Annotated in this window: 20 protein-coding genes; 9 read left to right on the top strand and 11 right to left on the bottom strand. The window is 71.5% G+C overall.

Features of this window, described 5'->3' with window-relative positions; genetic code table 11:
• Positions 1–23 precede the first annotated feature (23 nt).
• The 3 genes from ACFY0K_RS01330 to ACFY0K_RS01320 all read right to left on the bottom strand — a co-directional run bounded on the left by ACFY0K_RS01330 (position 24) and on the right by ACFY0K_RS01320 (position 5,473).
• Positions 24–1,121 carry an enolase C-terminal domain-like protein gene (locus ACFY0K_RS01330; protein ID WP_390638033.1) on the bottom strand — a complete coding sequence of 366 codons (1,098 nt, stop codon included), beginning with the start codon at positions 1,119–1,121 and terminating at the stop codon, positions 24–26.
• A 53-nt stretch (positions 1,122–1,174) separates the two neighbouring features.
• Positions 1,175–4,432 carry a discoidin domain-containing protein gene (locus ACFY0K_RS01325; protein WP_390638032.1) on the bottom strand — a complete coding sequence of 1,086 codons (3,258 nt, stop codon included), beginning with the start codon at positions 4,430–4,432 and terminating at the stop codon, positions 1,175–1,177.
• Positions 4,433–4,654: 222 nt separating this feature from the next.
• Entirely contained in the window at positions 4,655–5,473 is an 819-nt protein-coding gene (locus ACFY0K_RS01320) for a FadR/GntR family transcriptional regulator (RefSeq protein ID WP_390638031.1), read from the bottom strand.
• A gap of 245 nt (positions 5,474–5,718) precedes the next feature.
• Here ACFY0K_RS01320 and ACFY0K_RS01315 point away from each other — a divergent pair, with 245 nt between their 5' ends.
• Complete coding sequence (locus ACFY0K_RS01315) at positions 5,719–6,042, top strand: L-rhamnose mutarotase (RefSeq protein WP_382727719.1); 324 nt, start codon at positions 5,719–5,721, stop codon at positions 6,040–6,042.
• A 26-nt stretch (positions 6,043–6,068) separates the two neighbouring features.
• On the opposite strand, the gene ACFY0K_RS01310 is transcribed toward ACFY0K_RS01315, so the two are convergent.
• The 3 genes from ACFY0K_RS01310 to ACFY0K_RS01300 form a co-directional block, all read right to left on the bottom strand.
• Positions 6,069–8,213 carry an EAL domain-containing protein gene (locus tag ACFY0K_RS01310; protein WP_351955508.1) on the bottom strand — a complete coding sequence of 715 codons (2,145 nt, stop codon included), beginning with the start codon at positions 8,211–8,213 and terminating at the stop codon, positions 6,069–6,071.
• Positions 8,210–9,022 (bottom strand): SAM-dependent methyltransferase, encoded by an 813-nt coding sequence (locus tag ACFY0K_RS01305; protein WP_390638030.1) that lies wholly within the window; start codon positions 9,020–9,022, stop codon positions 8,210–8,212. The genes ACFY0K_RS01310 and ACFY0K_RS01305 overlap by 4 nt, the downstream gene beginning before the upstream one ends.
• Before the next feature lie 330 nt (positions 9,023–9,352).
• A complete protein-coding gene (locus ACFY0K_RS01300) occupies positions 9,353–10,321 on the bottom strand; it encodes an SCO0930 family lipoprotein (RefSeq protein WP_390638029.1) in 969 nt (322 codons plus the stop codon).
• 268 nt (positions 10,322–10,589) lie between these two features.
• Between ACFY0K_RS01300 and ACFY0K_RS01295 the strand changes: the two genes are divergently transcribed.
• The 3 genes from ACFY0K_RS01295 to ACFY0K_RS01285 all read left to right on the top strand — a co-directional run bounded on the left by ACFY0K_RS01295 (position 10,590) and on the right by ACFY0K_RS01285 (position 12,948).
• A complete protein-coding gene (locus ACFY0K_RS01295) occupies positions 10,590–11,168 on the top strand; it encodes a hypothetical protein (protein WP_390638028.1) in 579 nt (192 codons plus the stop codon).
• 60 nt (positions 11,169–11,228) lie between these two features.
• Positions 11,229–11,963 carry a DUF4239 domain-containing protein gene (locus tag ACFY0K_RS01290; protein ID WP_390638027.1) on the top strand — a complete coding sequence of 245 codons (735 nt, stop codon included), beginning with the start codon at positions 11,229–11,231 and terminating at the stop codon, positions 11,961–11,963.
• A gap of 196 nt (positions 11,964–12,159) precedes the next feature.
• Entirely contained in the window at positions 12,160–12,948 is a 789-nt protein-coding gene (locus tag ACFY0K_RS01285) for a hypothetical protein (protein ID WP_390638026.1), read from the top strand.
• Positions 12,949–13,013: 65 nt separating this feature from the next.
• Here ACFY0K_RS01285 and ACFY0K_RS01280 read toward each other — a convergent pair whose 3' ends face one another.
• The gene (locus ACFY0K_RS01280; protein ID WP_390638025.1) at positions 13,014–13,790 is read right to left on the bottom strand and encodes a hypothetical protein; all 777 of its coding nucleotides are present in this window, start codon (positions 13,788–13,790) and stop codon (positions 13,014–13,016) included.
• A gap of 335 nt (positions 13,791–14,125) precedes the next feature.
• Between ACFY0K_RS01280 and ACFY0K_RS01275 the strand changes: the two genes are divergently transcribed.
• Positions 14,126–14,800, top strand: a complete 675-nt coding sequence (locus ACFY0K_RS01275; protein ID WP_390638024.1) for a class F sortase — start codon at positions 14,126–14,128, stop codon at positions 14,798–14,800.
• Positions 14,801–14,828: 28 nt separating this feature from the next.
• Here ACFY0K_RS01275 and ACFY0K_RS01270 read toward each other — a convergent pair whose 3' ends face one another.
• A complete protein-coding gene (locus tag ACFY0K_RS01270) occupies positions 14,829–15,665 on the bottom strand; it encodes a polysaccharide deacetylase family protein (RefSeq protein WP_351955516.1) in 837 nt (278 codons plus the stop codon).
• A gap of 116 nt (positions 15,666–15,781) precedes the next feature.
• A complete protein-coding gene (gene lysX / locus ACFY0K_RS01265; RefSeq protein ID WP_390638023.1) occupies positions 15,782–19,054 on the bottom strand; it encodes a bifunctional lysylphosphatidylglycerol synthetase/lysine--tRNA ligase LysX in 3,273 nt (1,090 codons plus the stop codon).
• Between the two features lie 250 nt (positions 19,055–19,304).
• Between lysX and ACFY0K_RS01260 the strand changes: the two genes are divergently transcribed.
• Positions 19,305–19,760: a universal stress protein gene (locus tag ACFY0K_RS01260; protein ID WP_382727743.1), complete on the top strand. Its 456-nt coding sequence runs from the start codon at positions 19,305–19,307 to the stop codon at positions 19,758–19,760.
• Here the strand turns inward: ACFY0K_RS01260 and ACFY0K_RS01255 are convergent.
• A complete protein-coding gene (locus ACFY0K_RS01255; protein WP_390638022.1) occupies positions 19,696–20,943 on the bottom strand; it encodes an MFS transporter in 1,248 nt (415 codons plus the stop codon). The genes ACFY0K_RS01260 and ACFY0K_RS01255 overlap by 65 nt on opposite strands.
• A 102-nt stretch (positions 20,944–21,045) precedes the next feature.
• Here ACFY0K_RS01255 and ACFY0K_RS01250 point away from each other — a divergent pair, with 102 nt between their 5' ends.
• Complete coding sequence (locus ACFY0K_RS01250; protein WP_390638021.1) at positions 21,046–21,996, top strand: LysR family transcriptional regulator; 951 nt, start codon at positions 21,046–21,048, stop codon at positions 21,994–21,996.
• Between the two features lie 60 nt (positions 21,997–22,056).
• Positions 22,057–23,469, top strand: a complete 1,413-nt coding sequence (locus ACFY0K_RS01245; RefSeq protein ID WP_390638020.1) for an amino acid permease — start codon at positions 22,057–22,059, stop codon at positions 23,467–23,469.
• Here the strand turns inward: ACFY0K_RS01245 and ACFY0K_RS01240 are convergent.
• Positions 23,466–24,281, bottom strand: coding sequence for an alpha/beta fold hydrolase (locus tag ACFY0K_RS01240; protein WP_390638019.1), 816 nt, complete (start codon positions 24,279–24,281; stop codon positions 23,466–23,468). The two genes, ACFY0K_RS01245 and ACFY0K_RS01240, sit on opposite strands and share 4 nt — an antisense overlap.
• A 74-nt stretch (positions 24,282–24,355) precedes the next feature.
• Here ACFY0K_RS01240 and ACFY0K_RS01235 point away from each other — a divergent pair, with 74 nt between their 5' ends.
• Positions 24,356–24,829, top strand: coding sequence for a MarR family winged helix-turn-helix transcriptional regulator (locus ACFY0K_RS01235; protein ID WP_390638018.1), 474 nt, complete (start codon positions 24,356–24,358; stop codon positions 24,827–24,829).
• The last annotated feature ends 4 nt before the right edge of the window (positions 24,830–24,833 follow it).

The raw sequence follows: 24,833 nt of genomic DNA, 5'->3' as shown, positions 1-24,833 counted from the left end.
TCTTGCCTTTCTGTTCTTGCCGGTCAGCGCGGCTGCTCGACGAACGGCAGGAGTTCGCTGCCGTAGCCGAGGTCGAGGGGAAGGGCGATGCCGGGTCCCGTGGGGGCGTGGACCAGGCCCTGGTCGTCCACGTGGCGTTCGCGCACGACCGTCGTGGCGGTGACCAGGGACTCGTAGTAGGTGGTGTTGGAGATGGCCATGCACAGGTGGTGGTTGGGGATGTCCGAACCGTGCACCTCGGCGCGGAGCCGGTAGGCGTCGGCGAGGTGGGCGGTGCGCATGGCCCCGGTGATGCCGCCCCGCAGGGTGGTGCCGGCCCGGACGCCGAAGGTGGCGGCGCCGGCCCGGATGAAGTCCGCGGAGTTCATGTGGACGCCGTCGGAGGTCTCGGCGACCAGCAGCGGGACGTCCACGGCCGCGGCGAGCTGCTGGTACGCGGAGACGCTGAACTCGCGCATCGGCTCCTCGTACCAGAGGTAGTCCGCCTCGGAGAGGGCCCGCCCGAGGCGGATCGCGTCGGGCAGGTCGAAGCCGGCCGAGCCGTCGTACATGAGCGGCACGTCGGGGCCGACGTGCTCGCGCAGGGCGAGGCAGAGGTCGGCGTCCCGGCGGGCGTCGCCCCAGGCGTGCAGCTTGATGCCCCGGTAGCCGAGGTCCAGGCACTGGTCGGCGACGTCGAGGAACTCCTCGGTGGTGGCGAACGTCGACGTGGAGGCGTACGCCGGGATGGCGTCCCGGAAGCCGCCGAGCAGCCGCCAGACCGGCTGGCCGTGGTAGCGGCCGGCCAGGTCCCACAGGGCGATGTCGATCAGGCCCAGGGTGGGGAGCGGGAGTTCGTGGATGCGGTCCAGCTCCCACACCCGGTGCCACAGCCACTCCCGCTGGAACGGGTCGGCCCCGACCAGCTCCTCGCGGAAGACCCGGTCCACCAGTTCGGTGAGGGTGGTGAAGGCGCCCGGCCGGGCGAACAGAGCGACTCCCTCGGCCCCCTCGTCCGTGCCGATGCGCAGCACCGCGCCGTCGCCGACCGGAGCGCTGCCGCTCAGCCCGTCCCGCCAGCGGAAGGGCGGGCTGGCCGCCGGAACGTCGATCCGGTGTACTTCGACATGGGTGATCTTCATCCTGGCTTTCGTTTCTGTGGGTGGGGTGACGGCGGCGACCGCGACCGGTCGGCTCAGAAGCCGCCGTACGCCTGGAGTTCGTAGACGCTGCCGCCGTTCCAGCTGGAGCCGGTGACGGTCAGGCGCAGGTAGCGGGCGGTGACGGGCTGGTCGACGAAGGAGTAGTTGGTCTGCGCGACGGTGTTGTCGGCGGTGTGGTCCTCGAAGGTCGACCAGTTCTGGCCGTCGGTGGAGTACTCCAGGCGGTACTTGTAGCCGCCGGACTTCTCGAAGGTGGTCACCACCGCGGAGACGCTGGTGTCCTTGCCGAGGTCCACCTGGAGCCAGGACGGGTCGGGCAGCCCGAGGCCCTGCGCCCAGCGCGTCGACAGGTCGCCGTCGAAGGCCTTGGCAGGAACGTTTCCTTCCGAGTCGGAGGAGGCCGTCGCCGTCTTGTTCAGGGCCAGGTCGTCGTCGGCCGGGGTGGTGACCTCCGCCGCCGGACCGGGGTCGGAGGCGTTGAGCTCGGCGTCCCGGGCGACGACGGTGAAGGAGTACTTCGTCCCGGGCTGCAGGCCCGAGATCCGGTAGGTGGTGTCTCCGGTGACACCGATGCGGGTGCCGTCCTGGTAGACGACGTAGCTGGTCACGCCGGTGTCGTCGGTGGCGGCCGGCCAGCTGACGTCCACCAGGCTGGGCAGCAGCGCCTTGGCGGTGGGCTGTCCGGGGCTGGTGGGGGCGGTGTGGTCGGAGCCGGGGGCGCGGGCGGTGCCGTAGACCTGGAAGTCGTAGATGCTGCCGCCGTTGCCGCTGGAGCCGGTGACGGTGAGCCGTACGAAGCGGCCGGTGACCGGGGTGCCGGCGTCGGCGTAGTCGGTCTGCGCGGTGGTGTTGTCCGCGGTGTGGTCCGCGAGGGTCTGCCAGTGGACCTCGTCCGGTGACACCTCGATGCGGTACTTGTAGCCGCTGCTCTTCTCGAAGGTGGTGATCGCTCCGGTCACGTCGTACGACGCGCCGAGGTCGACCTGGATCCAGGACGGGTCGGGCAGCCCCAGGCCCTGCGCCCAGCGCGTCGACAGGTCGCCGTCGACCGCCTTGGCCGGGACGTTGCCCTCGGAGTCGGAGGACGCGGTGACCGGCTTCTTCAGCGCCAGGTCCGCGCCGTCCGGCATGGTGACCTTCAGCGACTGGCTGGGCGCGGACTCGTTGCCGGCGGCGTCCCGGGCGGTGACGGTGAAGGTGTACGTCTGTCCCGCCGTCAGGCCGGAGAGCCGTACGGAGGTCTTGCCGGAGGCGCTGACCAGCTTGCCGTCCCGGAAGACGGAGTAGCCGGTGACGGCGGTGTCGTCCGTGGCCGCCGTCCAGCTGAGGTCGGCGACGGTCGGGAAGTCGGTGACCGAGGTCAGGCCGCCCGGTGCGGTGGGCGCCTGGTGGTCGGTGACCGCGGGGCCCGGGTCGAGGTGCTGGTAGGCCTTCTCCAGGCCGGCGTTGTGCACGATCGAGGCGGGCAGCTGGTCGCAGGAGCCGACCGTGGTGTTGCCGCTGACGTCGTTGTTCTGGCTCAGGTACTGGACGCTGAAGGCGGGCTGGGTGGTGAAGTTGCCCGTCGCCGCGTTGTCCTGGGCGTGATTCATCAGCAGCCACTGGAAGGAGACGTCGCAGAACGCGTTGCCGGTGTTCTGCCAGTGCCGGCTGCCCTCGTCGTGGTAGACGGCGCCGTAGGCGGGGGCCGGGATGCCGTGGATGTAGTTGCCGGTGACCTTGCCGCCGGGGTCGCTGCTGAGCGTGTAGATCGCTCCGCCGTCGGCCTGCGACTGCATGATGTCGCTGATCTCGTTGTCGCTGACGACGTTGTCACGGCTGATCGTCGGGGTGTCGGAGACCGGGACGCCGGCGTTGTTCGGGTACGCCGAGTTGCCGCCCTGGTCGGTCAGCCCCCAGCCCCAGCCGACGGAGATGCCGCTGTAGGGCAGGTCGTACACCTTGTTGTGGGTGATCACCGTGGAGTCGGTGTAGCCGGCCAGGATGCCCAGAGAGCCGTTGTACTGGTCGGCGACCTTGGTGACGACGTTGTCACCGACCAGGGTGTCCTTCGTGATGTCACGGGGGTCGTCGGGATGGGCGTCGCCCCAGGTGACCCCGCCGATCTGGATGCCGGTCGCGGCGATCTGCTGGAAGACGTTGCCGGTGATCGTGGTGTGCTGGGTACCGGTGTTCAGGTTCAGGCCGACGGCACCGAGGTGGGTGAAGGTGTTGCCGGTGAACTCGACGCCCTGCCCGTGGCCGACGTTGACGGCCCCGGGGGTCTTCTTCCAGTTCAGGCGGGTGGAGTCGAAGGTCGGGTTGTCGTCACCGACCATCCGGAAGCCGGCCTGGCCCTCGATGAGCCCGTCGGACGAACTCGGTTCGAGCCACGTGGAGTAGGAGAAGGTGATGCCCTGGAAGGACACGTCCGCGACGGGGTGGTCACGGGTGCCGTTCAGGTCGACCAGGTCCTGGACGACGGGCACGGTGACGTCCGCGGTCTCCATGTTCTCGCCCGGCTCGGGCATGTAGTAGATCTCGCCCGCGCTCTTGTCGAGGTACCACTCCCCCGGGCTGTCCAGCAGCTCGCGGGCGTTCTCCAGCCAGGTCGGGTTCTGGATCTCCTGGCCCTGCTGGAGGTTGGCGTTGTGCCAGCAGGGCTGCTGCATCGTCATCGTGTTGCCGGAGATCGACTCGACCGGGCAGCGCATCAGCTTCCAGCCCCAGGAGCTGACCACTTCGAGGTCGGAGGGGTTCTTGTAGCCGCTGATACTGCTGTCGGTGAAGGTGTAACCGGTGGCCGTCTTGCTGAAGCCCGCGGGGTTCTTCCCGCTGCGGGCCCGGGTCCGCAACTCGCCGTTCACGTAGAGCTGGCGGGTGTCGAGGCCGGTCAGCTTCGCCTTGTAGACCTTGCCGTCCTGATCGGCCTTGGTCCAGCCGGCGACCTGCTTGCCGCCGCTGATCACCGGGTGCGCGCCGGGGGCGGCCTCGTAGACGATCCGCTGCCCGTCCTTGCCGGAGTCCTGGGCGGTGAGGGCGAAGGTGCGGCTGAGCCGGTAGGTACCGGACAGCAGCCGGACATGGACGTCGCCGTGGACCTTGCCCTTGGCGTCGCGCACGTAGTCCCGTGCGTGTTCCAGGGACTTGAAGGGGTGGTCGGCGGTGCCGCGGCCGGTGTCCTTGCCGGCCGGGGAGACGTAGACGGTGAGACCGGACGCTGTCGGGGCCGCCTGGGCCGGGGCGGCGGCCAGGGGGGCCACCGCAAGGGCGAGGGGCAGGGCGGTTATGAGGGTTCTCGGCAGGGGCACGGCTCTGCCCCTGCGCACAGACAGAACAGACACGGAGATCCAATCGCCTGGTGAGATGGGGATGGAGCATCGGAACCGGGTCGTCCGCCCGGTTCCCGGGGTGCGGGCCTTCGTCGTCCGGATGCGGGCAGTAGGTGGTTGCTCGCGCAGTTCCGGCCGCCCCTGAAGGGGCGCGGAGAACTGCGCGGCCGGCCCCCACCGGCCCGCACCCGGACGACGGGCCTACGACACCGACGTCTGCGGCGGAAGGCCGGAGTCCCCAAGGCCGCTGTCCGTGGTCGGCCGCGCGGTGGCACCGCGGTCGCCGAGGTTGAACAGCCGGTCGCGGATCTTCCGCTCGAACTGGCTCTGCGTGGTGGCGATGTGGTCCACCATCAGCTCGCTCGCGAGATCGGCCTCCCCCGCGGCGACCGCCTCTGCGATGGCGAGATGCTGCCGTGCGGCGACCTCCAGCGAGCCGGGGGCGTCGCCGTGGAAGAGCAGCACGTCGGACTGGGACGCGAGGCGCCGTACGCCGGCGACGCTCGAGCGCAGGAACACGTTGTGCGAGGCCGCGCCGACCGCGTCGTGGAAGGCCTCGTCGGCCCGGGCGAAGGCGTGCCCGTCGTTCTGCTGGGCCGCGGTCAGGGAACTGCTCGCGCCCTCCCGGATGGTGCGGACCTCGATGGGGGTGGCGAGGCCGGCCGCCCGGCGGGCCGTCTCCGACTCGATCACCGTGCGGTAGTCGAGGAGCATGAGGACGTCCTCCATGCTCGTCGGGCGGAAGTGCGAGAGGTGGTCGTCCACCAGCCCGCCGGACGCCTCCGCGACGAAGATGCCCGCACCGCGCCGCACGCTCAGCCGGCCGATGGCGGCCAGCACCTTGACCGCCTCACGGGTGACGTTGCGGGTCGCGCCCAGGATCTCGGCCAGGCCCGCCTCCGTGGGCAGCCGGTCGCCCGGCCGGAGTTTCTGCTCGGCGATGTACTCCAGCAGTTGCTCGGCGACCAGTTCGTACCCCGGCCGGTAGGGACCGTCGGAGCCCGGTGACGGATCCGTCACGGCGCACCCCCTCCTCGATGTTCGGATGAATCAGGTTCATCGGCGGTGGTCACTATGACACCCGCGTTACACGGAGGGAAGATGTTGGACGGAACTGGTTCAAGTACCTGGCGAGGCGCAGTGATTGCACACGTAAGGGACATCCGCCCGGACCATTGCGCCGGAAGGATCTGATCCTTAGGGTCCTGCCCGTCGGATGAAACAGATTCTTCGCCGTTCGTCCCCGGGAGGGAAAGGTGGGCAAGGTGCAGCGCTTCGCCGCGGTCATCCGGTTGCGTCCGGAGAAGGAGTCCGAGTACCGCCGACTGCACGCGGCCGCCTGGCCGGGCGTGCTGGACACCCTCAGACGCGCCCACATCGGCAACTACTCGATCTTCCTGCGGGACGGGCTGCTGTTCAGCTATCTCGAGTACTCGGGAAGCGACTACGCCGCCGACACCGCGCGGATCGCCGCCGACCCGGTGACCCGCGAGTGGTGGACGCTCACCGACCCGTGCCAGGAGCCGCTGGACACCGCGGCCCCCGGTGAACGGTGGGCCCCCGCCGAGGAGGTCTTCCACCTCGACTGAGGGCCCTTGCCGACGGGGCGTCCGGGTCAGCCCGTCGCGTCCACCAGGGCCAGCTCGTGCAGGCGCTCCGGCGGGCCCGGGCGGGCGTAGTACCAGCCCTGGGCCGTGTCGCAGCCCAGTATCCGGAGCTGTTCCGCCTGGGCCCCCGTCTCCACGCCCTCCACCGTGACCGCGAGGTCCAGACTGTGGGCCAGGGTGACGATGCCCTCCACGATCTTGAGGTCGACCGGGTCCGCGGGGAACTGCTGCATGCTCTGGGTGAAGGAGCGGTCCAGTTTGAGGATGCTCACCGGCAGGCGGCGCAGGTTCGCGAGGTTCGAGTAGCCGGTGCCGAAGTCGTCCAGGGCGATGTCCACGCCCATCTCGGCGAGGCGCCGCAGCGGCTTGAGGAGGTCGTCGTCGGCGCCGATGAGCGCGGACTCGGTGACCTCGAGGCAGAGGGCGTCGGGGGCCACCCCGGTCCGCTCCAGGATGTCCACCGTGTCCTGGACCAGGCCGGGGTGGGAGAGCTGGCACGGGGAGAGGTTGACGTTGATCCGCAGCGGGCCGGCGCTGTCGTGCTCACCGTAGCGTTCTCGCCACTCGCGGGCCTGGCGGATCGACTCCTCCAGGACCCAGCGGCCCAACGGGACGATGAGGCCGGTGTGTTCGGCGAGCGGGATGAACCGGTCGGGGCCGAGCACGCCGTGCTGCGGGTGCAGCCAGCGGACCAGGGCCTCGGCGCCGCGGACGCTGCCGTCGCCGAGGTGGACCAGCGGCTGGTACTCGATGAAGAACTCGTTCCGGTCCAGGGCGGCCGGCAGTGCCGTGGTCAGGCCGTGCCGGGTGATCGCGCGGGCGTCCGCCTCGGGGTCGGCCAGCTCGAAGCGGTTGCCGCCCGCCGACTTGGCCCGGTACATCGTGATGTCGGCGCTGCGCAGCACCTCGGCCGGGGTGCGCTCGCCCGCCGGGCCCTCGACGATGCCGATGGAGCCGCGGACCATGAGTTCGCGCCCGTCGATGCTGATGGGCGTGACCAGGGCGTTCATGATGCGGTCGGCCAGGTCGTCGACCTCGCGCTGGGTGGCCGGTCCCGTGGTCAGGGCCACGAACTCGTCGCCGCCGAGCCGGGCGACCATCTCGCCGGGTGCGGTCGCGCAGGACTGCAGCCGGTCGGCGACCTCCACGAGCAGCCGGTCGCCGGCCGAGTGGCCGAGGCTGTCGTTGATGGTCTTGAAGCCGTCCAGGTCGAGGTAGCACAGGCCGAAGCGCTGGCCCTCACCGGCCGACAGGGCCTTCTCCAGGCGCTCGAAGAACAGCGTGCGGTTCGGCAGGCCGGTGAGCGCGTCGTGGGTGGCCTCGTAGCGCAGCCGGAGGTTGAGCAGCCGGCGCTCGGTGGTGTCCTCCATGAGGGCCAGCTGGTACTGCGGTTCGCCGTCCGCGTCCCGGAGCAGGGAGACCGTCAGGTTGGTCCACAGGACCGTGCCGTCGGAGCGGTTGAAGGCCTTCTCGACGTGGTAATGCTCGCGGTCGCCGCGCACCAGCTCCTCGTAGAGCCGCCAGGTCTGGGGGGCGTCCTCGGGATGCGCCCACTCCCTGACCTTGCGCCCGCGCAGGGTCTGCTCGGAGCCGCCGAACATGCGCAGCAGCGCGCCGTTCACCTGGAGGACGTTGCCTTCGAGGTCGGCGATGCCGATTCCTATCGCCGCACCCTCGAAGACGGCCCGGAAGCGGGCCTCGCTGGCGTGCAGTGCCTGCGCGACCACGCCCTGGGCGCGCAACGCGGCCTGGGCGATGGCCTCCTGCTCGGCCAGCGTGCGCTCGCGCAGCGCCTGGGCGAACCCGGCGGCCATCGCGTGCTGGATCCGCGAGGACCGCATCCGCAGCTCGTCCTGGGGGCCGTCCTCGCCGCAGTACAGGACCAGGTAGGCGTCGACGCAGTCGAGGGAGCGGGTCAGCGCCTCGGGGTCGGTGCAGTGCGCGTCGATGAGCGCGGCGCCCACCTGCCGGGCCTCGTCGGTGTCGAAGCCGTGCGCCAGCAGGATCTCGCTCAGCCGGCGGGCCAGCGGGAGGAGCTGCTCCTCGAACTCCGGGCGGGTCAGGGACGTCGAGGTGACCGGGAACACCGCCCGGCTCCAGATCGTCGCGAACCTGCGCAGTCTGTCCTCCGGGCCGCCCGGCTCCGCGGTCACGCCGCGATCCCCACGCCGGCGAATCCGGAGAAGGCGAACGGATCCTCTTCCTCCGGCGCCGACTCCGGCCGCCAGTGCGGCATCGGCACCAGTCCGGGTTCCACCATGTCGTACCCCTCGAAGAACCTTGCGATCTCGTCGCGTGAGCGCATGATCAGCGGGTTGCGAATGTCCTTGTATACGTCCACCGCGCCCTCGGCCCGCTCGGCAGGCAACGGGATTCCCTCGTACGAGGCATGCGTGAGAACAAGCAGGCTGCCGGGCGCGAGTGCGTCGCGCAGCTGTGCCACTGCCCCGTACGGGTCGTCCGCGTCTTCCACGAAGTGCAGTATGGCAACGAGAAGCAACGCCACTGGCCGATTCAGGTCGATCAGGCGCTCCACCTGAGGGCTGGACAGGATCTCCTGGGGCTTGCGGAGATCGGCGGCGACCACGTCCGCGTCCTCGTTCCCCGCGAGGACGGCGTTGCTGTGCGCCACGGCCACCGGGTCGTGGTCGACGTACACCACGCGCGCGCCGGGGTGCGCCTGCTGTGCGACCTCGTGGACGTTGCCGAAGGTGGGGATGCCGGAGCCGATGTCCAGGAACTGGTCGATGCCGGTGCCCACCGCGTGCCGGACGGCGCGGCGCATGAAGGCGCGGTTGGCCTGCATGATCTTCGGCAGTCCCGGCAGGTGGGCCATCGCCTTGCGGGCGGCTTCCCGGTCGACCTCGAAATTGTGCGAACCGCCCAGGTAGAAGTCGTAGATACGCGAAACGCTCGGCACCGAGATGTCGATGCTCCGTGGGGCCCAGGCGGGACGCTCCATGTATCTCTCCAAGGCTGAGGCGATCCGGTGTTCGAGCTGAGGCTACTGATCGCCTGCGAACGCGGGTAGCCGAAACGGAAATTGACCATCCGTTCCCGGTCACTGCCTGGGAATTCAGGTGTGCGGTTTGGGGGGCGTTCGGCTTGTTCGTCGGGTGCGGGTGGTTCGTGGTTGCCCGCGCCCACGCGGCGGAGCCGCATATCGGCACAGCCCCGCGCCCCTTTGGGGCGCGCTGCAGCGGGGGCGCCAAAAGTACCCGGGGACGCGCAGAAGCCCGCCCCCTCCGTGCGGTGCGGAGGGGGCGGGCGGTCAACCCTGTTGAGGTGATGCCTAGTTGCTCGGCGCGCCGACCAGCTTCCCTTCGGGAGAGACGGCGTACCACGTACCGCCGACGCCCTGGCCGTTGGTGTCACCGGCCTTCGTGTCGCCGGAGAAGGTGTAGATCGGCCAGCAGTTGACCGTCTGCTGCTTGGCGCCGTCGTCGGGGCGGGTGAAGCCCATCAGGCCCTTCTTCACGATGCCCTTGGTGTCGCTGGAGGCGACCTCGGCGACGGCCGGCCACTTCACGAGGCAGTCGCCGGTGCAGTTCGAGACCACCTTGGGCCACGCCTTGTCCTTGATGAAGCGGTAGACCGTCATGCCGTTCTTGTCGACGATGATGTCGCCGAGCTTGGCGTCCTTGCGGACCGAAAGACCGGGCAGGGCGGCCAGCGTGGCCTTCTTGCCGTCGGGGGCGGTCGCGAACCACTTGCCGCCCACGCCCTGGCCGTTGACGTCACCGGCGTTGACGTCCTTGGCGTACCGGTACATCGGCCAGCCGGCGACGGTCAGCTGCTTGGTGCCGTCGGAGCGGGTGACCTCGCCGAGCAGCGACTTGTCGATGCCGGCACCGGCCGTGGCGTCGCCGGCGGGCACCGGCGGCCAGGTGGTGGCGCAGTCGCCGTCACAGTTCGACTTGGGGGGATTGGCGGTGTCCGCGTCGAAACGGTAGAGGGTGAGGCCGCTGCCGTCGGTCAGCACCTTGCCCAGGTCGGGGTTGCTGGCGACGGTCAGCTTGCCGGCGGGCGCGACCGCGGCCGGGGAGCTGGAGGCCTGGCTGCCGTCGGCGCCGTAGCCGTTGGCCGCCCCGGTGGAGGCAGAGGGGTTGGTGATGCTGCCGATGCCGGCCGGCGCCGTGGCACCGACGTTCTGGGCCGCCGAGGACGGAGTGGTCGTGTTGTCCTGACCGCACGCCGTCGCGAACACCATCACCCCCGCGGCCGTGGCCACCAGCGAGGCGCTCCTCCACGAGGTCTTCATCGTCAACTCCCCATAATCGCCTGGTTATTGCAGCGCCTCTGCGCCGCCGCACGACACCAGGTACGGATGCCGGGGGCCGAAGTGTTCAACGACCGCACAAATTTCTTTCGGGACACTGTGGCCGTGGACCGCGTCCCGCACGGGCGTACGCTTCGAGCCATTCGCGATGCGGTGTGATTCAAACCGGTTTACGTCACATGTCCCCCGTTCGGGCCAATCACCCGGTACTCCGGCGTGCGACGGCGCCCGACGCCCCATGATCTCCGTCGTGCATGCACCCGAAGCGACCAGACTCGCGCCCGTCCCGAGGGTATTGGCCCTGCTGACGCTGACGTGGGCCCTGGCGGGCTGCCCGGCCGGCACGGCGTCGGCCGACGCCTGCGCCTACGCCTCGACGGGTCCCGACGGCATCCACGCGGTGGCCGTCGCCGGGGGCTCCTGGCCCACTCCCCCGCCGTGTCCGGCGCCCACCCCGCCGCCCTGCCCCACGCCGACCCCGACGCCCACACCCACTCCGACACCCACCCCGCCGCCGAAACCCACCCCGAAACCCAAGCCCACGCCCACCCCGAAGCCGCCGCGCCCGGCACCCCCGCCGCCACCCCGGCGGGCACCGGCCCCGAAGCCCACGCCCACCCCCACCCCGCCACCGGCGCCGCGGCCCAAGCCGGCCCCCACCCCGCCGCCGAAACCCACCCCGCGGCCCTCGCCGACCCCGGTGACCTACCCGCCGTACCACGTCCGGTCGGCCGGTGCGACGGCCCCGAACCGCACCTCCCCGGTCACCTACGTCCTGCTCATCGCCGTACCCGCGATCATCGCCGTCGCCGCGTTCCGCGCGCGCTGACGGCCGACCCACCGAACCTGGAGGCTTCCGTTGCCGGATTGGCTTGTTCTCGTCCTCGCGATGCTCGCGGCCGTTGTCGTGGTCGTCATCATCACCCTCGTCCGCGACAAGAGGGCGGCGGAGGACGAGGATCCCTCCGAGACGCCGGACGTCATCGAGTACATGACCATGTGGATCGGCGTCATCTACGCCATCGTCCTCGGTCTGGCGGTGGCCGGGGTGTGGGAGGCCCGCAGCGCCGCCCAGGACCATGTGCAGGCGGAGGCGCAGGCGCTGCACGAGATCTACGAACGGGTGCGGGTGTATCCGCCCGACACTCGTGACCGGATCCGGGCGGACGTGGACGCCTACGTCGCCCAGGTGGTCGACAGGGAATGGAAGGAGATGGCCGACCACGGGCGGCTCTCCCGGCACGGTGCCGAGCTGCTCGCGCAGATCCGTCAGGACGTCACCGACTACGAGCCGAAGTCCGACTTCCAGGCGCAGGCCTACCAGCCGCTGGTGGACCAGGTGGCCGCGCTCGACCAGGCGCGCAGCTCCCGGGCCGACTCGACCGGGGCGACCATGCCGAACGTGGTGTGGATCGGCCTGCTGACCGGAGCGGCGATCACCATCGGCATGGTCTTCGCGCTGCAGATCAGGCGTTCCCGGCGCGAGCTGGTCCTGGCCGGTCTGTTCACCGCGACCATCACCTTCATGCTGTTCCTGATCTGGGACTTCGACGAGCCGTACAGCCGGGGGATCACGGCGACGGCGCAGCCGTTCCTGAACCTCTTCCCGCACATCAAGGGGTAGCGGGCACACCGGGGGACGTCGTGCAGCGGCGCGCCACGCCGCCCGTGTCCCCCGGACGGCCCATCCTGGTCCCCCGTTCGCCCTACAGCGTTCGCGCGCATGTGCGGAGGTTTCTAGCGTTCCGATCATCGAGGTGCATTTCCGGCACCGGCGGAACAGGTCCGCAGGCCGCTCCTCGGGGACCGGAGGAACCACCATGCGCGCGATACGCGTTGCCTCGGCCGCCCTGCTGGGCCTCGGCGCCTTCGCCCTCTGCGCCCCGGTCATCCTCGCGAGCGACACCGCCGGCGGCGGCCGGGAGGGCGGCCGGGCCAGTGACACGTCCTTCGGCTTCCGGATCACGCCCACCACCGTCACGGCGGGCGGCCGGGTGAGCCTGCACCTGGACCGCGGCAGCGGCTGCCGGGGCGCCGCGACCGTCACCTCTGGTCTCTTCGACACGGTCCGCATCCCGTCGGGGCGGGACTCGGGCACGGCCACGGTCGACCGGACGGCGAAGTCGCAGTCGTCGTACCGGGTGACGTTCAACTGCGACGGCACCAGCGCGTCGACCGAGCTGGCCATCGCCAGCAGCACGCAGGCCGGACGGGACGCCGTGCACGCGGCCGGGCACGGCGACGGGAACAGCGAGGGAAGCGGGCGCACCGACGAGCAGGCCGGCGGAGGTACGGACAGCGGTACCGATGAGCACGCGGGCAGCGGCACCGACAGCGGTACGGACGCGGGTACGCACAGCGGCAGCGGTACGGACGGTCGCGCCGACGGTGTGGTCGACGGCCGTGCGGACACCGCCGGTTCCGGCAGCCGCCAGGCGCTCAACCCGCAGCCCCTGCCGCCCGGGCGCGGTGTCCGGGCCGGTGAGGGCGGCAGCGTCGGCGGGTTCGATCTCGGGGAGATCGGCTTCGGTGCGGCGCTCGTCGCGGTGTCGGTCGGTACGGCGTACCGGCGCTCGCGCGGACACGCCGGCGAGGAGGAGGGCGCCTGATCGTGGTGCGGCCGTGCGGGTCCCTGTCCCGGTCCGCCGCGGGACCGGGACACGGATACGCCGGCTCAGAGCCGCTTCTCGCTCCGGCGGCGCAGCCAGAACCCGCAGCCGGCGAGCACGGACGCACCCACCAGGCCACCGCCGATGGCCATGTCCGCGGGGGTGGCCCCGCTGGAGACGCTGCCGCCGAGTCCGCCGCGGACGCCGCCGAGCACGAAGAACGCGTCCCGCCGCAGCAGGGTGCGTCCGTCGCAGCGCACGGTCAGGTCGTACGGGCCGGGGCTGGCGTTCCGGTCGATGGTGGCGACACCGCGCGCCATGTCACCGCCGAACGGGAACAGCGACGTCGTACGGAAGGCGCGCGAGGTCATGGAGCCGCTGCGGCAGTCGTTGACGGTGACGGTGATCCGCTGGCCGGTGGCGATCGACCGGGGCTGGACGTCGATGTCACGCGCGCCGTCGTCCCGGCGGTCGAAGTCGTCGAAGCGCCCGTCCTCACGCCGGCCGCGGTTGCCGTTGTTGAAACGCCCGTCGCCGAACCCGCCCACCCCGTATCCGGGGACCACTACCCCGGGGACCACTCCGACACCTGCGACACCGGGGGCGACACCGACACCGCCGACTCCGAACCCGCCGACACCGCCGACACCACCGACCCCGCCGACCCCGCCGACCCCGCCGACTCCGGTCCCGGGGGCGACGCCCCCCCCACCGACGACCGGGGCCTGGGTGTTGGGCGGGCCGCCTGGGTTGCCCAGGCCGTCGGCGACGGCCACGGGGGCGGCGGCGCCGAGAACGGCGACCACGGTGCACGCGGCCGCCAGCGCACGTGAGTTTCGCATCTCTTCCTCCGCGGAAGGCGCCCCGGGAACCGTCCCCGGTGGATCGGCGAGAAAGCACCTCCCGAATAGACCCTCAGTTGCCCGGAACACGCCCGCATTTCGAGAATGGTCCGTCCTGGTGAGGGGACACGCCGAACGAAAAGCGCACAATCAGATATTGCCGCAGGTCACGGACCGTCAGAAAAATCCTGAGAACGGCAACTCGGATGGCGCACCCGCATACCCGCGGGCCACCCGTTCGCCCGTCGCCCCGTCGCCGCACGCGCGTGGGGGACTTAGCTTTTTCCCATGCGTGATACGGACCCGAGGGCGGCCGCGTCGAGAGGGGATGGCGAATGTCTGCGTCCGAACTTTCCGAGCTCGCCGAAGAGGAGGAGCGCCGGAGGAAGCGTGCCCCCTGGGGCGTGATAGCGCTCGTTCTGCTGACCGGTCTGGCGCTCATTCGCAACGGTTCGGGAGAGTTCGACGTCGGTCCGCCGCAGCCGGCCTCGGCCGCCGCCCCGGACAGCCGTATCACGGTTCCGGGCACCTTCGCCACGGCGCCGGCCGCGCTGCCGTTCGCCGCGGCGGACCGGATCAGGATCCCGGCGATCCGGGTCGACGCGCCGGTGATGCCGGTGGGTCTGGACACGGACGGCTGGATCGCGGCGCCGCCACCGGACGACCCGAATCTGGCCGGATGGTTCAGCGGTGGCGTCTCGCCCGGGGAGAAGGGCACGTCCGTCGTCGTGGGCCATGTCGACAACACGAAGGGCCCGGCCGTCTTCTACGGGCTCGGTTCCCTGAAGAAGGGAAACCGGATCGAGGTCGACCGCCAGGACGGCCGGACGGCGGTGTTCGAGATCTACGGAATCGAGGTCTTCGCGAAGGCCAACTTCCCGGGCGACCGGGTCTACGGTTCCAAGGGCACACCGGAGTTGCGCGTCATCACCTGCGGCGGCGGTTTCTCGAAGCAGAACGGCTACGACGGGAACGTCGTGGTCTTCGCCCGCCTGGTCGAGGCCCGCTGAGGCCGCCACCGGGCGGGCGCGGGCCCGTTCAGGTCCGGCGGCGGGGCACGGTCAGGCGGTAGCCGTTGTCCAGCAGGTAGGGCAGGTACTCGCGCAGCGCCTTGACGCTCTGCGAGCGGTCGCCCCCGGCGTCGTGGGAGAGGATCACGACACCGGGGGCGGCGCCGTTCTCGATCGTGTCGACGATGGTGCGGGTGCCCGGTTCGGTCCAGTCGGTGCTGTCCACGGTCCAGGCCATCGGCTCCATGCCCATCTCGGCGCCGAGTTGGAAGGCGGCGCGGTTCCAGGCGCCGTAGGGGGCGCGGAACCACTGCGGGCGTTCGCCGTAGGTGTCCTCGATGGCGTCGCTGGTGCTCGTCATCTCGTCGCGGATCGCACGGCGGTTCAGGGTGGTCAGCAGCGGATGCGTCCAGGTGTGGTTGCCCACGACGTGGCCCGCCTCGGCCATCCGCGCGACCAGTTCCCGGTTCACGACGATGCACTCCCCGCACAGGAAGAACATCGCCCGCACGTCGTACTTGGCGAGGGTGTCCAGGATGTGCGGGGTGTAGTTCGGGTTGGGGCCGTCGTCGAAGGTGAGCATCATGCGCCGGCCGCTGCGGGAGATCTCCGTGATGGGTTCCGTGCGGACCTTGAGCTTGCGCGGCGCGGTGCGCGGCGGGCCGTACCCGGTGAGCGGCTGGAGCCGGAAGGCGGAGGACTTGAGCGCCGGGCGGGCCTGCGGACCCGCGGCCGGGGCGGCCGCCCCGCCGGCCGTCTCAGCGGCGCTGCCCGCCAGCACGATGCCCGCGGTGCCCGCGGCTCCCAGAGCGGCACCACCGGCGAGCAGCAGCCGGCGCCGGGTGAACAACTGATCCTTCTGCATGACTCATCAGTCGCCCGGCAGGACTCCGGCGCAGCACATCAACACCGGTGCGGCGGTGGGAAAGCACCCGCACGGACCAGCAACAAAAGGTTTCGGTAAGAAAAGACCAAGAAGCGTCAGCGATGGCGGACCAAAGGGAAAGGAAGCGTCTCACGGATGGTCAGGCCGGTGAGGAACATGACCAGCCGGTCGACGCCCAGGCCAAGTCCGCCGGTGGGCGGCATCGCGTATTCGAGGGCGTCGAGGAAGTCCTCGTCGAGCTCCATCGCCTCGGGGTCGCCGCCGGCGGCGAGCAGCGACTGGGCGGTGAGCCGGCGGCGCTGTTCGAGCGGGTCGGTCAGTTCGGAGTAGGCGGTGCCCAGTTCGGTGCCGAAGGCGACCAGGTCCCAGCGCTCGGCGAGCCGGGGGTCGGTGCGGTGCTGCCGGGTGAGCGGGGAGACGTCGGTGGGGAAGTCCTTGTAGAAGGTGGGCAGCCGGGTCCGCTCCTCCACCAGGCGCTCGTACATCTCGAGGACCACGTCGCCGGGCCCGTCGTCGGCGGTGTACGGCACCCCGGTCCGGTCGCAGTGCCGGTGCAGCCGCAGCAGTTCGGTGCCGGGGCCGATCTCCTCGCCCAGCACGTCGGAGATCGCCCCGTACACGGTCCGGACCGGCCAGGTGCCCGAGATGTCGTACTCCTGTCCGTCCCTGCGGGCCACCGGTGTGCCGAAGGCGGCGGTCGCGGCGCCCTGGACCAGTTCGCGGGCGAGGTCGAGCATCACGTCGTAGTCGGCGTACGCCTGGTAGGCCTCCAGCATCGTGAACTCGGGGTTGTGCTTGTGGGAGACGCCCTCGTTGCGGAAGGTCCGGCCGAGTTCGAAGACTTTCTCCAGGCCGCCGACGCAGAGCCGTTTGAGGTACAGCTCGGGGGCGATGCGCAGGTGCAGGTCGAGGTCGTAGGCGTTGCTGTGGGTGGTGAAGGGCCGGGCGTTGGCGCCGCCGTGGATCTGCTGGAGGACCGGGGTCTCGACCTCCAGGTAGCCCCGGTCCAGGAGTCCCTGGCGCAGCGCCTGTACGAGGGTGGAGCGGGTACGGACGACGGCGCGGGCGGCGGGGCTGGTGGCGAGGTCGAGGTAGCGGCGGCGGACCCTGGCCTCGGGGTCGGCGAGCCCGCGGTGCTTGTCGGGCAGCGGGCGCAGGCACTTGGCGGTGAGCCGCCAGTCGGTGACGAAGAGGGTCGGTTCGCCCCGGTCGCTGACGCCCATGCGGCCGGTCGCGGTGATCTGGTCGCCGATGTCGGTGTCGGCGGTGAACCGGTCGAGGGCGGCTCCCGACCCGTCGCGGGTCAGGGCCAGTTGGCGGTCGCCGGACCAGTCGCGCAGCGTCACGAAGACGATGCCGCCGAAGTCGCGGACCAGCATGACCCGTCCGGCCACGGTGGCCGTCTCGCCCTCGCGCACCTCGGCGAGGGCGCGGGGCGGTGGGCCGGCGGCCACCGGGTAGGGGTCGGCGCCCGCCGCCCGCAGCCGGTCCAGCTTGCGGCGCCGGACCCGGAACTGGTCCGGCAGCCCGGCGTCCGGTGCGCCGGGCCCGGTTCCGTCCCCTCCATCGACACCGGGCACCGGCGCGGACTGCGGCGCCTCGACGGGCCGCGGTCCGGTCTGCGGGTGCCCCTTTCCCCAGAGTTTGCGCAGGGACGGTACGGAGACGAAGCCCTCGGCGATTCCGGAGGCGAGGCCGATCCGGGCGAGGGAGCCGGCCTCGCCGTAGCAGAGGAAGCGCGGGTACCACTCGGGGCGGTACTTGGCGTTGGAGCGGTACAGGGCCTCCAGCTGCCACCAGCGGGAGAAGAACAGCAGCAGCCGGCGCCACAGCCGCAGCACCGGTCCGGCGCCGATGCGGGCGCCCTCCTCGAAGACCGAGCGGAAGACGGCGAAGTTCAGCGAGATGCGGCGCACGCCCAGTTTGGGGGCGGCCTCGCACAGGTCGGCGACCATGAACTCCATGACCCCGTTGGGGGCGGCGCGGTCACGGCGCATCAGGTCCAGGGAGATCCCGTCGCGGCCCCAGGGCACGAAGGAGAGCAGGGCGAGCAGCCGGCCGTCCTCGGACACGGCCTCGACGAGCAGGCAGTCGCCGTCGGCGGGGTCGCCGAGCCGGTCCAGGGCCATGGAGAAGCCGCGCTCGGTCTCGGTGTCGCGCCAGGCGTCGGCCTTGTCGACGACCTCCTCCATCTCCGTCTCGGTGAGGGTGGCGTGGCGGTGGATGCGGCTGGTCGCGCCGGTGCGCCGGACGCGGTTGACGGCCTGCCGGGTGACCCGCATCTCGCGGCCGCCCAGGTCGAAGTCGGCGACGTGCAGGATCGCCTCGTCGCCGAGTTGCAGGGCGCCGAGTCCGGCGCGGACGTAGGCCTTGGCGCCGTCCTCGGAGGCGCCCATCACCGCGGGCACCCAGGCGTGCCGGCGGGCCACGTCCAGCCAGGCGGCGATGGCGTGCGGCCAGGCCTCCGGGTCGCCGACGGGGTCGCCGCTGGCCAGGCAGACCCCGGCCTCCACCCGGTAGGTGACGGCGGCCTTGCCGCTGGGTGAGAAGACCACGGCCTTGTCGCGCCGGGTGGCGAAGTAGCCGAGGGAGTCCCGGTCGCCGTAGGCCTTGAGGAGGGCGCGGATGCGGGCCTCCTCGTCGCCGTGCAGGGCCGCTTCGAGGCGCTGCGAACGGAACAGGGTGGCGGCGGCGTTGAGCAGGGCGAGGGCGCCGAAGAGGCCGAGCAGGAAGGCTACGAAGCGGGGCGGGCGGCCGCCGTAGCTGCCGCCGGAGACGAGGCCGCCGCAGACCCGGTCGGCCGCCCAGGCCAGGTGCTGGCCGTGCGGGAGCGAGCCGGGGAAGAGCGAGACCAGGCCCCAGCCGGCCAGGATCGCCACGACCAGGCCGATCAGCAGGACGGCGAGGGCGCGGCGTACGGCGGCTCTGCGGGAGGCCGCGTAGAACTCCCGGCGGGCCACGATCAGCAGGGCGAGGGCGAGTCCGCAGACCACCAGTGAGCTGAACGGGTACCAGCCGAAGCCGAAGGCGACGGTCAGGACGTCGGCCAGCACCAGCAGGCCGAGGTAGATCACCACCAGCCACCAGGCGACCTTCTTGCGGGCGGCGGTGGCGCCGCCGAGCAGGAACAGGAAGACCGCGTAGGCCAGGTTGGGGCTGACGGGCACCACGACGGCGTCGACGAAGTGCACGACCGGGTGGAGCAGCACGCGCAGCGGGGCGATGAAGGAGAGCAGGGCGCACAGCAGGGCGAGGGCGCCGAAGAACGTCCCGAAGGCCTCGGGCACCCAGGTCAGCCGTCCGCCGCGAGGCGGGCGTATCGGCCCCGCCGGCTCTCTGCCCGTGGCGGGCTGCACGGCGGCACTCATGTCTCCGACTGTAGGAAGAGCCCGCCGGGCCCGCCCGTCGAGCCGGTCGCGGCCGAAGGGCGGCTGCGGGCCGGTGGGGGCTGGTCGCGCAGCCCGCGCCCCTAGAAGCAGGGGGCTGCACGGCGCCCCGTCAGGGGCGCGGGGAACTGCGCGGCCAGCCCCCCACAGCCCGCACCCGTACGGCACACGGCCAGCCCGGCGGGACGCCCCGGGCACTGACCGGACCTGCGTATTCCGATAGCCTCGGATCGTGGCGGAACAACACCAGTTCGAGCGGGGCACGGACGGCCCCAAGGTCATCGTGGTCGGCATGGACGGCTCGGACTCCTCGTGGCGCGCGACCTCCTACGCCGCGGGTCTGGCCCGGCGGCAGCACGCGCTGCTGGCCATCGTGTACGTCCAGCCGGTCCTGGCGGCCGGCGCGGCGCTCGGGGCGCCGGTGGCGGAGACCACGGACGAGATCGCGGAGGAGCTGGTCGGGCAGATCCGGGAGGCGGCCGAGCGGCTCAGGGGGATATTCGAGGTGCGCTGGGAGTTCCACACCTTCCGGGGCGACGCCTACAACGGCATGGTGAAGGCGGCCGACGAGCTGAAGGCCGACGCGGTCGTGGTGGGCGCCTCCGAGCAGGCCGGCCACCGCTTCATCGGCTCGGTCGCGATCCGTCTGGTGAAGGCGGGACGGTGGCCGGTGACGGTCGTGCCGTAGTGGTCTCCCGCAGGAGCAGCAGCGGGGTCGCCAGGAGCAGGATGCCGGCGAGTGCGATCGCGGTGCGCGGTCCGGTGAGGCTCGCCAGCAGGCCCCACAGGGCGGTCAGGGCGGCCGTGGTGGCCTTGCCGGTGACCGACCACGCGGACAGGGTGCGGGCGACCCGGTCGTCCGGGGTGTGCTCCAGGCGGCGGGTGGCGTAGACCGGACTGTAGACGGCCGAGCAGGTGATCACCCCGAACTCCAGGACCATCACCAGCAGCAGTCCGGGCAGCCCGGGCCCGACGAAGGCCAGCCCGAGGGGCCAGACGGCACGGAGGGCGCTCGCGGCGCGCAGCACCCGCCACTGGCCGTACCGGGCGACCAGCGGCCGGGCGGCGCGGGCGCCGAGGAGGCCGCCCAGGCAGGGCACGGCGAAGGCGAGGCCGTACTGCCAGGGGGTGAAGCCGAGCCGGCCGAGCATGAGGACCGCCAGCGGGGGTGCGGCGACCATGATCAGGGCGTTGCCGGCGAGGCTGTTGAAGAAGAGGGGCCGCAGGGCGGGGCTGGTGAGGATGTGCCGCCAGCCGTCGAGCAGGTCCGCGGCGCGCAGCCGCTGCACGTCCCGTGGTGCGGGGCGCGGCTCGCCGCCGCCGACGGCCCGGATGCCGAGCGCCGACAGCAGGAAGCTGACCGCGTTCGCCGCGACGGTCGTCACCGGCCCGAACAGGCCGATCGCGGCGCCGCCGAGGGGCGGGCCGAGAACCAGCGCGGTCCAGTTGGTCGACTCGAACCGCGCGTTCGCGGTGAGCAGCCGGTCGGCCGGGACGAGGGACTTCAGGAAGGCGCCGGAGGCCGCGTTGAAGGTGATGTCGGCGGCCGCGACGACCACCGAGACGAGCAGCAGCTGGCCGAGGCCGAGGTCGCCGAGGGCGTGGGCGAGGGGGACGGTGAGCAGGGCCGCGAACCTGATCAGGTCCATCGCCGTCATCACCGGCCGCTTGCGCCGGAACTCCACCCACGGCCCCAGCGGCAGCGCGGCCACCGCGCCCACGGCGGGGCCGGCCGCGGCGAGCAGCGCCACCTCGGACGGCCCCGCGTGCAGCGCGATGACGGCGATCACCGAGAACGCGTCGAAGGCGAGCCAGGTGCCGAGCGCACTCACCGAGTACGCGGCCCACAGCCACCCGAACCGCCGCCCCATGCACAACCTCCCGTTGACCCGGGACATGAAAACGCGCAGGTGGCCGTGGGATCAAACAACCTCCGGGCCCGCCGCCACAACCATCGGTTGTACGGTGTGGAGGTGGACCTCACCGCCGTGCGCACCTTCGTCGCCGTGGCCGACTCCGGGCAGTTCCAGGAGGCCGCGGCCGTGCTGGGGGTCACCCAGCAGGCCGTGTCCAAGCGGATCGCCTCGCTGGAGAAGGAGCTGGGGGTGCGGCTGTTCACCCGGACCGCGCGGGGTGCCGAGCCGACCGCCGACGGCCGGGCCTTCCTGCCGCCCGCCCGCGAGCTGCTGCTGGCCGAGGAGCGGGCGGCCGCCTCGGTACGGCGGGGCCGGCGCCCGCTGCGGGTCGACGTGGTCGGCGCCCGGCTCGCCCCGGCGGCGCTGCTGCGCGGCTTCCACGAGACGCACCCGGACCTCGCCCTGGACGTCGTCACCCTCTTCGACGTGGAGTCGGCGCTGACCGCCCTGCGCTCCGGCGCCGTCGACGCGTCCTTCCGGGCGGTCGCCATGCCGGGCCGGCCGCTGCCGAGGGGGATCGAGGCGGTCCGGGTGTGCGACGATCCGGTCCAGCTGCTCACCGGCCCCGGGCACGCCCTGGCCGGCCGGGCCTCGGTCACTCCCGCCGAGCTGGCCGGGCACCGGATCTGGATCCCGGGGATCGTGGCGGGCACCGAGTGGGCCGCGTACTACGCCTCCCTCGCCGCCGAGTTCGGACTCGCCGTCGACTCCTCCGGCGCCAACTTCTCCGGGGCGTTGCAGGACGCCCTCGCGGCCTCCGGCACCGTGGCGACCCTGGTCACCGAGGAGACCAGGCTGACCTGGCCGGACGGCCACGACCTGCGCCGGATCCCGCTGCTCGACCCGACCCCCCTCTACCCCCACTCCCTGCTCTGGGCCACCGCCAACCCGCACCCGGCGCTCGCCGCGCTGCGCGCCCATCTCGTCGGGACCCGCCCGCCGCGCACCGCCGCCCGGACCTGGACGCCGGGCTGGGCCGAGACCGTGCGTGGCGTCTTCCGTCCCTGAGACCACTGGGCCATCATGATCGGCCGTCAGCCGTTCGCGATCGGCGAAGAGGTGAGGCACATGGCCAAGCTCCGTATGGGTGAAGGAATTCTCCGTCGCAAACCCATCGAACACATCGAGGAGACCGAGGTCACCGAGGGCGCCCGGCTCGACAGGTCGCTCGGGCTGGTGCAGCTCACCGCGATCGGCGTGGGCGGCATCATCGGCGCGGGCATCTTCACGCTCGCGGGCACGGTCGCCAACGAGACGGCCGGGCCCGCCGTCCTGGTCTCGTTCCTCATCGCCGGGGTGGCGAGCGCCTGCGCCGCGCTGTCGTACGCCGAGTTCGCCGGGCTGATCCCGAAGGCGGGGTCGGCGTACACGTACGGCTACGCGGTGCTCGGCGAGTTCGCGGGCTGGTTCATCGGCTGGGACCTGCTCCTGGAGTACACGGCGATCGTGGCGGTGGTCGCGATCGGCATCTCGGGGTACTTCGGTTTCCTGGTCGAGGAGATGGGCGCGAACCTGCCGCACTGGATGCTCGGCGCGCCCGGCACCGGCGACGGCCACCGGGTCGACCTGTTCGCCGCCCTGCTCTGTCTCCTCATCGCGTATCTGCTCAACCTCGGCATCCGCAGTGCGGCCCGCTTCGAGACGTTCGTGGTGGTGCTCAAGGTGCTGGTGGTGCTGTTGGTGATCGCCGTCGGCGTGTTCCACATCAGCACGTCGAACTACCACCCCTTCTTCCCGTTCGGCATCAGCGGCGCGTTCACCGGCGCGGCGACCGTGTTCTTCGCGGTCTTCGGGTACGACGCGATGTCGACGGCGGCCGAGGAGTCGAAGGACGCCCAGCGGCACATGCCGAAGGCGATCATCTACTCGCTGGCGATCTCGATGGTGCTGTACGTGGCGGCCTGCCTGGTCCTGACGGGCATGCAGAACTACAAGGACATCGACCCGGAGAGCGGCTTCTCGACGGCGTTCAAGTCGGTGGGGCTGAGCGGCCTCGCGGACGTGATCGCGGTGGGCGCGATCATCGGCATCCTGACCGTCATGTTCACGTTCATGCTGGGCGTGACCCGCGTCTGGTTCTCGATGTCGCGGGACGGGCTGCTGCCCGGCTGGTTCGCGAAGACGCACCCGACGCGGCACGTGCCGACCCGGGTGACCTGGATCGTCGGGGTGGCCTCGGCGCTGCTCGCGGGGTTCGTGCCGATCGGCGAGGCGGCCGAACTCACCAACATCGGCATCCTGCTGGCGTTCGTGGTGGTGTGCACGGCGGTCATCGTGCTGCGCTACCGGCAGCCGGAGCTGCCGCGCACCTTCCGTACCCCGTGGATGCCGTTCGTGCCGGCGCTGGGTGTCGTCTTCTCCATCTGGCTGATCACGTTCCTGAAGTGGGAGACCTGGGTGCGGTTCGCGGTCTGGTTCGTGATCGGGTGCGTGATCTACTTCGGCTACTCGTACAAGAGGTCGCGGCTGGCCGGGCGTTAGAGGCCACGGAGGAAGCCGAGCAGGAGGGCGTTGAACTCCTCGGGCTTCTCCAGGTTCGGGTAGTGGCCGGCGCCCTCGACGATCTCGGCGCGGCCGTCGGGGACCTCGCGGGCCAGGCGTTCCGCGGCGGCGAGCAGGTCGGCGGGTTCCAGGCCGCCGTTGACCGTGAGCACCGGGACGTCGATCTTCGGCACCCGTGACCAGGAGTCGGTCACGCGCACCAGCCGGTCGGGCTCGTCGGGCGCGTGCTTGGAGATCATGTGCAGGGCCAGCTCCCGCAGCCGGCGCGGGATCTCCGGGTCGACGGCGTCGAGGGTGCGGTGCTCGCCGGCCACGACCTTCACGAAGGCGTCGAGCCAGCCCTCGATGTCACCGGCGCCCAGGGTGCGGGCGTACTCGGCCTGGAGTTCCGTGTGCCAGGGGTCCGTGTACCGGAAGTCGCCCGTCACCGCCCCGCAGGTGACCACCGCGCGGACCAGTTCGGGGTGTTCCAGCACGGTGTCGGTGGCGATCACCCCGCCCATGGAGACGCCGACGAGGACGGCGGGCCCGGCGTCGAGGTGGCGCAGGAGCGCGGCGAGGTCGTCGGCCCAGCGGAACGGCTCGCTCGCGTTGGCGGAGAAGCCGTGGCCGCGCACGTCCGGGGCGATCACCCGGTACTCGGCGGCGAGCGCCGGGATCTGCCGGTACCAGAAGCGGTGGTCGACGTACCCGGAGTGGAGCAGGACCACCGGGTCGCCGGAGCCGGTGTCGAGGTAGGCGAGGTCGCCGTCGGAGGACGGGTGGAAGCGGACGTCCGCAGCAGCATTCATGACAACCAAGGTGTCATCATCGAGAGACTTTGACAACCCAGTTGTCATCTTGACGGGAGGTGCATGATGGCCGGGTGAACGACATCGACAAGCCCCTCGCCCCCGACGAGCTGGGCGAGCGCATCACCGAGGTGTTCGATCTGATCGGCCCCCTCTACCGGCGCGCCTTCCGCAAGGTCGAGCAGGGCGAGCAGATCGAGGGGGCCTCGGTCGGGGTGCGCTCGGTGCTGGACCTGCTGCGCCGGTACGAGCCCATGACGGTGCCCCAGATGGGCCGGATCATGGCGCTGAGCCGGCAGTTCGTGCAGCGCATGGTGAACGACGCGGTGGCGCGCGGCTGGGCCGAGGTCACCCCCAACCCGGCGCACCAGCGCTCCTCCCTGATCCGGCTCACGGACGAGGGCCGGGCGACCATCACCGCGGTCCTCGCCCGCGAGCACGCCCTGAACCGGCAGGTCGGCGGCGACCTGACCGACGCCGAGCTCACGGCGTGCGTGCGGGTGCTGAAGCAGCTGCTGGTGACCTTCGACCACGTCGACGTCGAGTGACCGG

Origin of the sequence: Streptomyces sp. NPDC001507 (assembly GCF_042894765.1) — a bacterium.
Classification (GTDB): Bacteria; Actinomycetota; Actinomycetes; order Streptomycetales; family Streptomycetaceae; genus Streptomyces.
Note: the sequence above shows the minus strand (reverse complement) of the source record. Positions and strands in the feature narration are given on the sequence as shown.